The 10,758-nt window shown below is 56.2% G+C and carries 11 protein-coding genes and 1 pseudogene; 5 read left to right on the forward strand and 7 right to left on the reverse strand.

Annotated features, from left to right (window positions below):
• Positions 1–15: 15 nt before the first annotated feature.
• The 4 genes from F3I15_RS08550 (at position 16) to pdxY (ending at position 3,340) form a co-directional block, all read left to right on the forward strand.
• Positions 16–336 (forward strand): MliC family protein, encoded by a 321-nt coding sequence (locus tag F3I15_RS08550; protein ID WP_370513341.1) that lies wholly within the window; start codon positions 16–18, stop codon positions 334–336.
• Between the two features lie 19 nt (positions 337–355).
• On the forward strand, positions 356–1,012 hold the full coding sequence (gene pdxH, locus F3I15_RS08555; protein WP_039384163.1) for a pyridoxamine 5'-phosphate oxidase: 657 nt from the start codon (positions 356–358) through the stop codon (positions 1,010–1,012).
• A gap of 138 nt (positions 1,013–1,150) precedes the next feature.
• The gene (gene tyrS / locus F3I15_RS08560; RefSeq protein ID WP_150017450.1) at positions 1,151–2,425 is read left to right on the forward strand and encodes a tyrosine--tRNA ligase; all 1,275 of its coding nucleotides are present in this window, start codon (positions 1,151–1,153) and stop codon (positions 2,423–2,425) included.
• Positions 2,426–2,479: 54 nt separating this feature from the next.
• A complete protein-coding gene (pdxY, locus tag F3I15_RS08565; protein WP_150017451.1) occupies positions 2,480–3,340 on the forward strand; it encodes a pyridoxal kinase PdxY in 861 nt (286 codons plus the stop codon).
• 41 nt (positions 3,341–3,381) lie between these two features.
• Here the strand turns inward: pdxY and gstA are convergent, their stop codons facing one another.
• Both gstA and dtpA read right to left on the reverse strand, forming a co-directional pair.
• Complete coding sequence (gstA, locus tag F3I15_RS08570; protein WP_150017453.1) at positions 3,382–3,987, reverse strand: glutathione transferase GstA; 606 nt, start codon at positions 3,985–3,987, stop codon at positions 3,382–3,384.
• 168 nt (positions 3,988–4,155) lie between these two features.
• On the reverse strand, positions 4,156–5,655 hold the full coding sequence (gene dtpA / locus F3I15_RS08575) for a dipeptide/tripeptide permease DtpA (RefSeq protein ID WP_150017455.1): 1,500 nt from the start codon (positions 5,653–5,655) through the stop codon (positions 4,156–4,158).
• A gap of 734 nt (positions 5,656–6,389) precedes the next feature.
• Here dtpA and F3I15_RS08580 point away from each other — a divergent pair.
• Positions 6,390–7,454: a mechanosensitive ion channel family protein gene (locus F3I15_RS08580; protein ID WP_190314978.1), complete on the forward strand. Its 1,065-nt coding sequence runs from the start codon at positions 6,390–6,392 to the stop codon at positions 7,452–7,454.
• A gap of 42 nt (positions 7,455–7,496) precedes the next feature.
• Here the strand turns inward: F3I15_RS08580 and nth are convergent, their stop codons facing one another.
• The 5 genes and pseudogenes from nth to F3I15_RS08605 all read right to left on the reverse strand — a co-directional run.
• Positions 7,497–8,132 (reverse strand): endonuclease III, encoded by a 636-nt coding sequence (gene nth / locus F3I15_RS08585; protein WP_039384179.1) that lies wholly within the window; start codon positions 8,130–8,132, stop codon positions 7,497–7,499.
• Complete coding sequence (locus F3I15_RS08590; protein WP_150017459.1) at positions 8,129–8,830, reverse strand: electron transport complex subunit E; 702 nt, start codon at positions 8,828–8,830, stop codon at positions 8,129–8,131. The genes nth and F3I15_RS08590 overlap by 4 nt, the downstream gene beginning before the upstream one ends.
• Positions 8,827–9,456, reverse strand: coding sequence for an electron transport complex subunit RsxG (rsxG, locus tag F3I15_RS08595; RefSeq protein WP_065649444.1), 630 nt, complete (start codon positions 9,454–9,456; stop codon positions 8,827–8,829). The genes F3I15_RS08590 and rsxG overlap by 4 nt, the downstream gene beginning before the upstream one ends.
• Before the next feature lie 3 nt (positions 9,457–9,459).
• Positions 9,460–10,518, reverse strand: coding sequence for an electron transport complex subunit RsxD (gene rsxD, locus F3I15_RS08600; RefSeq protein WP_150017461.1), 1,059 nt, complete (start codon positions 10,516–10,518; stop codon positions 9,460–9,462).
• Positions 10,519–10,758: pseudogene (locus F3I15_RS08605) on the reverse strand (electron transport complex subunit RsxC); the annotation flags it as partial.

Genomic DNA, 10,758 nt, shown 5'->3' on the forward strand with positions numbered 1-10,758 from the left:
GTCATGAAGAGATATATGCTGGCAGCAGGCTGCCTGGTGCTGCTGAGCGGCTGCGGTATGCTGCAGCAGCCGGCACCGCAGCCCGAAACGCTGCACTACCAGTGCGGTACGCTGCCGCTGACGGTCACGCTGGATAACAGTAAAGAAGATGTCAGCTTTATTCTTGATGGCAAGCCGCTGACGCTGAAACAGACCGTCTCCGCATCGGGCGCGCGCTACAGTGACGACCACTACGTTTTCTGGTCGAAAGGCAACAGCGCTTTTGTTGAGCGCAATGACAGAATTATCATCAACGACTGCGAACTGCAGGACGCGGCGAACATCAACCGGCCTTAATATGATTAAGAGAGACGCTATGAGCGACAGCGACAGCCTGCAACAGATTGCCCATCTGCGCCGGGAATATACCCGCGGCGGCTTGCGGCGCAAAGATTTGCCGGACGATCCTCTTGTTCTGTTTGAACAGTGGCTGCAGCAGGCGTGTGCCGCGCAGCTGCCCGATCCCACCGCCATGACGGTGGCGACGGTGGACAGCAGCGGCCAGCCTTATCAGCGCATTGTGCTGCTTAAGCACTACGATGCTGCAGGCTTCGTCTTTTACACTAACCTTGGCAGCCGCAAGGCGCTGCAGCTGGCAGAAAATCCGCGCATCTCGCTGCATCTGCCGTGGCACTTTCTGGAGCGTCAGGTGATGGTGCTTGGCGAGGCAGAGAAACTCTCGCCGCTGGAGGTTATAAAATATTTCCATAGCCGCCCCCGCGATAGCCAGATTGGTGCCTGGGTTTCAAAACAGTCGAGCCGTATCTCTGCGCGTAGCGTACTGGAGAGCAAGTTTCTGGAACTCACGCAGAAATTTCAGCAGGGCGACGTCCCGCTGCCCACGTTCTGGGGCGGATATCGCGTGCGCTTTTCTGCCATTGAGTTCTGGCAGGGCGGCGAACACCGGCTGCACGATCGTTTTCTCTATCAGCGCAGTGAGAATGGCTGGACGATTGACCGGTTAGCACCGTAAAACCCGCTTTTCCCCGTTTCAGCGCTGGCGCCGTGTGCGTCAGCGCTTTATGCTATAGCCCTCTTTTTTTTCGTCTCCGCATCGTAGCGGAAAGCTGTGTACCAGCTTAGGTGCAGCCCGATCAATTTGGAGTCAGTGATGACCAGCAGTAACCTGATACAACAATTGCAGGAACGTGGCCTTGTGGCCCAGGTAACGGATGAAGAAGCGTTAGCAGAGCGACTGGCGCAAGGGCCAATTGCCCTCTATTGCGGCTTTGACCCTACCGCCGACAGCTTGCATTTGGGCCATCTGGTGCCGCTGCTCTGCCTGAAGCGTTTTCAGGATGCCGGTCACAAGCCGGTTGCGCTGGTAGGCGGAGCCACCGGTCTGATTGGCGATCCCAGCTTTAAAGCCGCGGAGCGTAAACTCAACACCAGTGAAACCGTAGGCGAGTGGGTAGAGAAGATCCGCAACCAGGTTGCCCCGTTCCTCAGCTTTGACTGCGGCGATAACAGCGCTATCGCCGCTAACAACTACGACTGGTTTGGCGGCATGAACGTGCTGACTTTCCTGCGCGATATCGGCAAGCACTTCTCTGTTAATCAGATGATTAACCGGGAAGCGGTTAAACAGCGTCTGAATCGCGAGGATCAGGGGATCTCTTACACGGAGTTCTCTTACAACCTGCTGCAGGGCTACGATTTTGCCGAGCTTTACAAGCGTTATGGCGTGGTGCTGCAGATTGGCGGCTCCGATCAGTGGGGAAATATCACCTCCGGTATCGACCTGACCCGCCGTCTGCATCAGCAGCAGGCCTTTGGCCTGACCGTGCCGCTTATCACAAAATCAGATGGCACCAAGTTCGGTAAAACGGAAGGCGGCGCGGTCTGGCTGGACGCGAAGAAAACCAGCCCTTACAAGTTCTACCAGTTCTGGATCAACACCGCTGACGCAGATGTCTACCGCTTCCTGAAGTTCTTTACCTTTATGAGCCTGGATGAGATTAACGCGCTCGAAGAAGAGGACAAAAACAGCGGCAAAGCGCCACGCGCCCAGTACGTGCTGGCCGAGCAGGTCACGCGCCTGGTGCACGGTGATGCAGGACTGGCTGCGGCCAGAAGGATCACCGAGAGCCTGTTCTCAGGCAGCCTGAGCGACATGACCGAAGCAGACTTTGAGCAGCTGGCACAGGACGGTATGCCGGTTATCTCGCTCAGCGCGGAAGACGATCTGCAGCAGGCGCTGGTTGCCGCGGAGCTGGTGCCGTCGCGCGGCCAGGCCCGTACGATGATCGGCTCTAATGCGGTCTCTGTAAACGGAGAAAAACAGGCGGATGCCGAGTATCGTTTCAGCGACAGCGACAAGCTGTTTGGCCGCTTTACGCTGCTGCGTCGCGGTAAAAAACACTACTGCCTGATAAACTGGCAGTAAGATGTCAGGGCCGGTTTCCGGCCCTTTTTCATGGCAAGGCAGTACAGGGTTATAATGAAAAATATTCTCGCAATTCAGTCTCATGTGGTGTTTGGCCACGCCGGTAATAGCGCGGCAGAGTTCCCGATGCGTCGCATGGGCGCAAACGTTTGGCCACTCAATACCGTTCAGTTTTCCAATCACACGCAGTATGGTCACTGGACCGGTACGGTGATGCCGGCCAGCCATCTGACCGATATTGTCAAAGGTATTGCCGCCATCGATCGCCTTAAAACCTGTGATGCCGTACTCAGCGGTTATCTGGGTTCCGCCGAACAGGGCGAGCAGATTCTGGCGATTGTGCGTGAAGTCAAAGCCGCCAACCCGGACGCCTGGTTTTTCTGCGATCCGGTGATGGGGCATCCTGAGAAAGGCTGTATTGTGGCGCCGGGTGTGGCGGAGTTTCACTGCAAACAGGCGTTGCCCGCCAGCGATCTGATAGCACCTAACCTGCTTGAGCTGGAAATGCTGAGCGGACAAACGGTGGCTGACGTTGAGCAGGCGGTGGATGCGGCGCGTCTGCTGATTGCGCAGGGACCGAAAGTGGTGCTGGTTAAACATCTGGCCCGTGCTGGCCGGCGCAGCGATCGCTTTGAGATGCTGCTGGTTACCGCTGATGAGTGCTGGCATATCAGCCGTCCGCTGGTGGACTTTGGCGTGCGTCAGCCGGTAGGCGTAGGCGATCTGACCAGCGGTCTGCTGCTGGTGGATCTGCTGCACGGTAAATCGCTGCAGCAGGCGCTGGAGCATGTTACTGCAGCGGTATATGAAGTGATGCTGAAAACCCATGAAATGGGTGAGTATGAGCTGCAGCTGGTCGCGGCACAGGATGTTATCGCGCAGCCGCAGCAGCATTTCGCGGCAGAAAAACTCTGACCGTACGGCAGGCCGGTTTCAGCGTCGGCCTGTCACACTGTTTACGCCAGACCCTCTGCCTGCAGCGCCGCCTGAACCGCCGGACGCTCACCCACGCGGGCAAACCACGCTTCCAGCGCTGGCATCTCATCCAGCTGCAGCTTCACCGCTTTCGCCCAGCGCGTCACCACATACAGATAGATATCGGCTACGGTATAGCGCGTGCCCAGCAGCCACTGCTTATCTTCCAGCGCCGCATTGACCAGCTGAAACTTCTTCTCCAGCTGAGCCCGCAGCTGCGGTTTGTACGCCTCTGGTGTATCGGGACGGAACAGCGGCGTAAACCCTTTATGCAGCTCGCTGCTGATAAAGCTCAGCCACTCCAGCGTATGGTAGCGCGTCAGGCTGCCGATCGGGGCCAGCAGATGGTAATCAGGTTTGAGATCCGCCAGATACTGCACAATCGCCACGCCTTCAGTCAGTATCGTCCCGTCATCAAACTGCAGCGCCGGGACCTGCCCTTTAGGGTTAATCTGCCAGTAATCCTCACCCTGTTCCGTCAGCTTCTTCTGCAAATCAACATTGACCTGCGTAAAGTCGAGGCCGCATTCGCGGGCGACGATATGGGGAGAGAGGGAACAGGCGCCGGGCTTGCAATAGAGTTTCATTGTTGCATCTCCTCAACAACTGATATGAGTGACGTGACAAATATGGCACGCCGGATAGCGGACTCTGAGTAAACTACAAGGGAAAAAGAGAGATGGGAAGGGGCTTATTCGCTGAAAAGCGGCTCCGGTGCGCAGTAACAGGCGTGCGCAGCGCGGAGCCGGAGAGCGTTACTCGCTGGCGCGCTTCAGCGCACCCTCAGCGGTATCCTGCGTCATGCGGTTGAGCAGCGGGGCGGTAACCAGCATCAGCAGGGCAATCACAGCGGTGGCAATACCAATCTGCTGGAATACCTGGCTGTAGACCGCCAGTGAAGTGTGCGGATCGGTTACGTCCTGCGGCACCGCCATCAGATTGGCCACTTTACCGGCGATCATCGCTGCGCCTGCGGTAGTCAGGAACCATGAGCCCATGATAAAGCCCATCAGACGCTGTGGCACCAGCTGCGCGACCATGGCCAGACCCAGGCCGGAGATCATCAGCTCACCGATACTCTGCAGGGCATAGCTCAGGATCAGCCAGTTAACGGAGACAATTCCTGCCTGATTCGCAAAGCTGGCGCCGAGCGGCAAAACCAGAAACGCGCCGGAGCAGAGCACCATGCCAATGGCAAATTTGTGCGGCATCGGCAGCTTATCGCCCAGCTTGTTATAGACTGCGGCCAGCAGCGGACTGGCGACCATGATCCAGAACGGATTCAGCGCCTGGAACTGCTCCGGCTCAAACGCGATGCCGAAAATGGCGTGTTCAACGTTGCGGATCGCGAAGAAGTTGAGCGAAGTCGGCATCTGCATATAGAGCACAAAGAAGACAATCGCTTCCACCATCAGCAGAAACGCCACAATCATTTTACGGCGCGCTGCACCCTGCAGCGTGAACGCTTCTTTGGCAAAGATCAGCACAATGCCCAGTGCAACAACGCCGAGCGTTATGCGTGCAATGCTTTGATGATGCAGCAGCCAGGTGGCGAGTGCGATCAGCACCGCAACGCCCACGATGGTCAGCAGCAGTTTACTCACCTGCAGCGGAGCAAAATCGGGCTTTGACCCATACTCTTTCACCAGCCGCCTAAAAAACAGGAAGTTAAGCAGCGTGATCACCAGCCCCACGACGGAGAGAGAGAAAGCGGCACCCCAGCCATATTTTGCTGCCAGCCACGGCGTCAGCATCATGGAGAACAGCGAGCCGATGTTGATCGACATATAGAACATGGTAAACGCGCCGTCGATGCGCGGATCGTCTTTAGCGTAGCAGGTCGAAAGCAGCGAAGAGGGGTTCGCTTTGAACAGGCCGCTGCCCACGGCAATGGTCGCCATGCCGACGTAAACCAGCGTGGTGTCATGCCCGGAAAATGCGATCAGCGCATAGCCGAGTGCCAGCACCATGACGCCCAGCACAATGACGCGCTTGGTGCCGAGTACTTTGTCGCCCAGCCAGCCGCCGATAGCCACCAGACCGTAAACCAGGGCGCTAAAGGAGGTAAACAGCGTAATGGAGTCCGCTTCAGACATCCCCAGCTGTTTGACCAGATAGACGGCCATAATGGCCTGTAAGCCGTAGTAGCCGAAACGCTCCCACAGCTCGATAGAGAAGATCAGATAAAATGCTTTAGGTTGCCGGAAGGCGTTGAGGCTTACTGCCTCGTCAGTGTGTTTGTTTGCAGTTGACACGTGTACCTCAGTTTATACATCGCCTGTTTTGTAACAGGAATTAAGTCTGCGTCGGTCTGGGTTATCCCGCGCAACATTGTTATTAGAAAGGAAAAACGGCGCCTAATTTGGCTGAATCGGGGCCACAGGGCAAGCATTTTTTACACGCTGGCGTAGCGGATGCCGGCAGAGCAATCGCTGCGGCTAAACGCGGCGGTTTAGTGTTTAATAGGGTGTAAAGCGATTGTAACAGAATAAACGCACAGCGCATAAGTTTGGTTAACCCCTTTACTGAAACAAACCGCCTGAGAGGCATAAAGCGGAACAACAGCCTGTTGAAGAATATTTGTACGATATATGATGCTGCTGTAGCATGAATTATGAGCACAATAGGTTGATTATTGAGCTAAAAGAGTGTGCCGGGGTTTCCGGAAAGCTAATTAGTTGATCCAGTGCACAAATTTTCCAATTAATTAGCCGCATGAAAAAAGAAATAGCGCGCTGTCAGTGCAGCAAACCTCTTTTTAGCGAAGGAAACGAACGAAAACGCTGAGGCCAGCCGGCGCTGAACGCTGTTCACGGCTTAACTGAAACATCAACTCACCCTTTCAGACGAATAAACAGCTATGGGCAGACGCTGTTTATCATAAATTTCATATACTCATGTCAGTACAATTCCGGGGGCCGGCGCGAAACCGGCCAGATGTTGAGCGTACTGGCGGTGCAGTGCTGTCAGTAAACCATGAGGGAAGATGATGCCGTTGATACTGGGTGAGTTATCTGGTGCTCCGCAATGGGTGCCTGCTGTATTACTCGTCACACTGTCGCTCGCACTGGGTTTTCTGGCGCGATATATCCTTCTCAGCCTGATTCGTTACTGGCAGGGACGTGATAAAAAACTGTTTAAGTCTCTCGAAAAACATCTGCGCGGCTCGATGTTTCTTATTTTACCGCTGTTATTCATCAGCGCCGGCGTAGATTATGTGAATATTCAGCCGGAGTCGCTGGGCTTTATTAATGCCGCTCTGCACATCTTTATTATATTATCCTTTTGCTCGCTGATGATCAGGATGATCAATGTCGCGCAGGACATGCTCTTTATCCGTTATGACATTAATATCTCAAATAACCTGCGCGCGCGAAAAATCCGCACGCAGATCATGTATGTAAAAAAAGTTGTGATTGTTGTGCTGGTGACGCTCTGCTTATCGTTGATTTTGCTCAGCTTTCCGGGTGTGCGTAAGTTTGGCACGACGATTCTCGCCGGGGCAGGCGTTGCCGGTATTATTATCGGCTTTGCGTTGCAGAAGTCGCTGGTCAATCTGTTTGCCGGTATTCAGATTGCATTTACGCAGCCGATAAAAATTGATGATGCGGTGGTGGTAGAAAAAGAGTGGGGCTGGATTGAAGAAATTAATCTGACCTATGTTGTGGTGCGTCTCTGGGATCTGCGCCGGCTGGTATTGCCGATAACCTATTTTACAGAAAACCCGTTTCAGAACTGGACGCGTAATAACGCGCAGATTTTAGGTTCCGTCTTTCTTTATCTTGATTACTCTATGCCGCTGGAACCGCTGCGCGAGCATTTTGAGAAAGTGCTCAATGAAACCCGGCTCTGGGATCGGGAAACGCAGGTGCTGCAGGTAACGGAAACAACCGAAAAAACCATGACGATCAGGCTGCTGATGACGGCACACAACTCGCCTACCGCGTTTGACTTACGCTGCTACGTGCGGGAAAAGATGATTGAGTTTATTCAGCAGCACTATCCGCAGTGTTTGCCACATGTACGGGCTACGCTGAGCCATCCGGAAGCGTAAACCCGACAGGAGAGCGCGGTGCAGCTGACCCCGGCACCGCGCTCAGATCTCCGTCTTATCACGGTATTCGCACAGATCTTCTATCAGGCAGGCGCCGCAGCGTGGCTTGCGCGCTATGCAGGTATAACGACCGTGCAGAATCAGCCAGTGATGGCAGTCGACCTTAAACGCGGCAGGCACCACTTTAAGCAGTTTCTCTTCAACCTCTTCCACATTTTTACCCGGCGCAAAGCGCGTGCGGTTGCTGACGCGAAAGATATGCGTGTCGACGGCGATGGTGGGCCAGCCAAAGGCGGTATTCAGCACCACGTTAGCGGTTTTACGCCCGACACCCGGCAGCGCCTCAAGTGCGGCACGATCTTCCGGCACCGCGCCGCCATGCTGTTCCAGCAATATGCGACAGGTTTTAATCACGTTTTCCGCTTTGCTGTTAAACAGCCCGATCGTCTTGATGTACTCTTTGACGCCGTCGACGCCAAGCGCCAGCATGGCCGCCGGAGTGTTCGCGACCGGATAGAGCCGGGCCGTGGCTTTGTTCACGCTGACGTCGGTCGCCTGAGCCGAAAGCAGTACCGCAATCAGCAGTTCAAATGGCGAGCTGAACTGCAGCTCAGTGGTCGGATGCGGATTGTTATCGCGCAGACGGGTCAGGATCTGCAGGCGCTTCTCTTTATTCACACCGCTTTCCCGATTTCACCCGGCGCAGCGTCAGCGCCGGCTTCAGCACGCAGCGCGGCGCGCTGTTTCATTTTCTGATCGATAAGGTATTTTCCCGCCAGCAGCATGCCGAGGCCGATAAAGGCGCCGGGTGGCAGCATAGCCAGCAGCATCGGTGAGTCAAAGTGCACGACTTCAATACGCAGCGACGTTGCCCACGGGCCGAGCAGCTGATCGGCACCGCTGAACAACGTACCACTGCCAATCAGCTCGCGAATGGATCCCAGCGTGACCATGGCGCAGGTCGCTCCCATACCGATAGCGAACCCATCCAGCGCGGATAGCGGGATACTGCTTTTTGACGCTACCGCTTCAGCGCGGCCCACGACAATACAGTTAGTGACGATCAGCGGAATAAAGATCCCCAGTGACTGATAAAGACCGTAGGCGTAAGCGTTGATCAGCATCTGAACGCAGCTGACAACCGAGGCGATAATCATCACATAAATCGGGATACGGATATCTGCCGGTACCCAGCGGCGTGAGGCGGAGATTGCGCTATTGGTAATGGTCAGCACCAGCGTGGTTGCCAGCCCCAGCCCCAGCGCGTTGGTTGCGGTGGAGGTCACCGCCAGCAGCGGACAAAGCCCCAGCAGCTGTACCAGCGCGGAGTTATTTTTCCATAAACCGCCAATCAGCAGATTTTTCGCTTCACTCATGGTGTTTCTCCACATTCCGGCAGCGAACGCAACGTCGCTGGCAGCGTTTCAATATAGAGCGCCGTGCGTTTAGTGGCGTTAACCACCGCGCGCGGCGTAATGGTCGCACCGGTAAACTGATCGAAATCGCCGCCATCTTTCTTCACGGCAAAGTGCGGGTCATCGGCCCCTTTGACCTGTTTTCCATTAAAGCTGTTGATCCAGTCAGAGATGCGCAGCTCAATTTTATCACCCAGCCCGGGCGTTTCATGGTGTTCTATGACGCGCACGCCCAGCACGGTACCGCTGAAGTCAGCGCCTACCAGGAGCTGAATGGCCCCGGAGTAGCCATCGGGGGCGGTGCTTTCCAGCGCTGCGGCCACCGGCTTGTCGCCTTTACGGGCAATATAGAGGTGATGCGGCTGCTCGTTACCCAGCGCCGCATTGCGCACCAGATAGCACTCCTGCTGGATAGCATTATCGTACAGCGCGGTCGGTACTACCTGATCCAGCAGATTTTTCTGCTGCAGCGCAGTCTGATGCTCAACGGTGGGTTTGGTCACATAGTTCACTACGGCGGTTACGCCGGTCGTCACCACTGCAAACATCCCCAGCGTCACCGCGTTTTTGCGAATAGCGTCGATCATACCTTAATCCTTCCGGTGACCATAAACGCGCGGCTGAGTGTAGTAGTCAATCAGCGGCACGCAGATATTTGCCAGCAGCACGGCGAACGCCACGCCATCCGGATAGCCGCCAAAGCTGCGGATTAGCCAGACCAGCAGACCGATCAGCGCACCGTAGATCAGTCGTCCCCGGTTAGTGGTCGAGGCGGTAACCGGATCGGTGGCGATAAAGAATGCGCCCAGCATAGTCGCACCCGAAAAGAGGTGAGTGAGCGGTGTATTGAGCGTCTCAGGCGAGAAGATCCAGCCAAGCGTGGCGCACACCGCCAGCGAGGCGAGCATGCTGGCCGGGATATGCCAGCGAATCGCATTTTTTGCCAGCAGCAGCATGCCGCCCAGCAGGTAGCCCAGGTTAACCCACTGCCAGCCGAGTCCCGCCAGGACCCCGGCGTAGATTGGCTGAGCGTGAAGCTCTTCGGCGCTGTGGCCGGCGCGCAGTCCGGTTTTAAACGTATCGAGCGGCGTCGCCTGGCTGATGCCATCTACCCCGAGCTGCAGCTGCTGCATGGTTTCGCCGGCCAGCGTATGGCCGCGAAACACCATACTGAGTGAATCCATCAGATCCGGTTTTACCGCCTGCAGCGCATCGGGCGGCAGCCAGCTGGTCATCTGCACCGGGAAAGAGATCAGCAGCACAACGTAGCCGACCATTGCCGGGTTGAACGGATTCTGACCCAGGCCGCCATAGAGCTGTTTGGCAATCAGAATCGCAAACAGGGTGCCCAGGACAATCAGCCACCAGGGCGCAAGCGGCGGCAGGCTGATCCCGAGCAGCAGCGCCGTCAGCAGGGCTGAGTTATCTGCCAGCACCGGCTTTACGGCGCTGTGGCGCAACCGCAGTATCGCCGCTTCGGTCAGCAGCGCCGTCGCAATAGCCAGCACAACCTGGATAAGAAAACCGCTGCCAAAGAAATACCACTGCGCCGCCATGCCGGGCAGAGCTGCCAGTACCACCAGCAGCATAATATTACCGGTGCTGCGGCGGTTATGGGTGTAGGGAGAGCTTGCGATACGAAAGGCCATTTATTCCTCAGTGGTCGAAGGCTGCTGCTGCGCTTTACGCGCTTTAGCACGGGCGACCGCCGCAGCGATGGCCGCTTTGCGTGGGTCTTCAGGTTCAGGTTCATCAGATACCGCCTGCGGCGGCGAGCTTTCTGACTGCGCGGCCGCTTTTTTCGCTTTGGCGCGGGCGATGGCGGCGGCGACGGCGGCTTTGCGCGGATCGTCTTCCGTTGCCGGCGCAGGCGTTTCGGCGACCGGCTC

Origin of the sequence: Pantoea sp. M_9 (assembly GCF_008631385.1) — a bacterium.
GTDB lineage: Bacteria > Pseudomonadota > Gammaproteobacteria > Enterobacterales > Enterobacteriaceae > Pantoea > Pantoea eucrina.

What these genes read in the sequence shown, in the direction of transcription:
- pdxH (WP_039384163.1), top strand. Translation starts at nt 356, where the DNA reads ATGAGCGACAGCGACAGCCTGCAACAGATTGCCCATCTGCGCCGGGAA.
- rsxG (WP_065649444.1), bottom strand. Translation starts at nt 9,456, where the DNA reads ATGATCGACGCTATTCGCAAAAACGCGGTGACGCTGGGGATGTTTGCA.
- F3I15_RS08590 (WP_150017459.1), bottom strand. Translation starts at nt 8,830, where the DNA reads ATGAGTGAAGCGAAAAATCTGCTGATTGGCGGTTTATGGAAAAATAAC.
- gstA (WP_150017453.1), bottom strand. Translation starts at nt 3,987, where the DNA reads ATGAAACTCTATTGCAAGCCCGGCGCCTGTTCCCTCTCTCCCCATATC.
- F3I15_RS08550 (WP_370513341.1), top strand. Translation starts at nt 16, where the DNA reads ATGCTGGCAGCAGGCTGCCTGGTGCTGCTGAGCGGCTGCGGTATGCTG.
- rsxD (WP_150017461.1), bottom strand. Translation starts at nt 10,518, where the DNA reads ATGGCCTTTCGTATCGCAAGCTCTCCCTACACCCATAACCGCCGCAGC.
- F3I15_RS08580 (WP_190314978.1), top strand. Translation starts at nt 6,390, where the DNA reads ATGCCGTTGATACTGGGTGAGTTATCTGGTGCTCCGCAATGGGTGCCT.
- pdxY (WP_150017451.1), top strand. Translation starts at nt 2,480, where the DNA reads ATGAAAAATATTCTCGCAATTCAGTCTCATGTGGTGTTTGGCCACGCC.
- tyrS (WP_150017450.1), top strand. Translation starts at nt 1,151, where the DNA reads ATGACCAGCAGTAACCTGATACAACAATTGCAGGAACGTGGCCTTGTG.